This window comes from Chryseobacterium sp. CG10_8, from assembly GCF_058117085.1.
Genome location: NZ_JBYVEB010000236.1, coordinates 1 through 1,153 on the forward strand (window position 1 = coordinate 1; position 1,153 = coordinate 1,153).

1 pseudogene is annotated in these 1,153 nt (G+C 28.0%); it reads left to right on the forward strand.

The annotated features are described in order from the left end of the window. Window positions 1–843, forward strand: a pseudogene (locus AC4AGG_RS16490) (hypothetical protein); the annotation flags it as partial. Window positions 844–1,153: the final 310 nt, after the last annotated feature.

Here is a 1,153-nt window from a genome sequence, read left to right on the forward strand (position 1 = left end):
AAAGAAAAATACTCTCAATATAAAAACAAAATGCTCGAAAAAAAGACATTTGATGTTTTTAAAAGTTTTTTTCCAAAAGAGGCACTATTCTTCACTTCATTCTATTTTGATAAACAAAGTAAGTCAGAACAAGATTTAGCAATTTTATTCAGAGGAACTTTGCTTATCGTAGAAATCAAAGATTTTAAATATAGAGCTCCTATGAGGAACCCTATAAGTGCATTTGATAAAATTAGATCAGATTTTAAAGGAGGAATCCAAAAAGCATATGATCAATGTAAAAGACTCGAAAAAAAAATTGAAAATGGAGAAACTTTCAAAATTTATGACTTAGATACAAAAAAAGAAATATTTGAAATTAATCCACAAGAAATCAAAAACTATTATTCAATTATTGTTACTCAACACAAATATGGTGGTATTCAAACTAACTTATACGAACTTCTTCAAAAAAAGAATGAAGATTTGTACCCTTGGTCAGTTTGTATTGATGATTTAGAGATATTTTTATGTTTCCTAAAATTAAAGAAGAACTCTAAAATCCATCGTTTTCTAGAATTTCTAGATTATAGAGAATCTTATCACGAAAGACTAGTTTGCAGTGATGAGCTTGAAATGTGTGGTTACTTTATCAATTCAAATGCAAATTTCAAAAAATTTGCCAGTCGAGAGGAAATATTAACAACTGATATAAAAATGTCAGATATTTTTGATGCATATTATGAATGTGGGCTTGGTTTACCAAATGAAATTAATTTCACAGAAAAAAGAAAAAGAAAATTAAGGAAATATGCTAAAAATTTTGACGTGACTTTTATTTCCGGTAATGACCTAAATACATAGGACTACAGCTAACAGTGTATTGCCAAAATGCGGGGTTGAAGTGATAATTGAAAGATTTTGCATTTTTAGTCGCAATTGCTTTTTTGTCCCACATTTTTTTGTAATTTAGTTCCACAGAAAAGCAATTGCTAAAGTCAGAGTAAATTGAACTTTTTGGGTGTAAAAGCTCGCACTTCGGCAATACTTTTTCGTTGGCTACAATTATAAAAAACCGAAACCGAATGAAAAATTCTTCCGATTATATTCTTAACAGTTATAACAATAAATCTTAGTGGACAAAAAATTCCTTATGAATTAAAAGAAATTTATA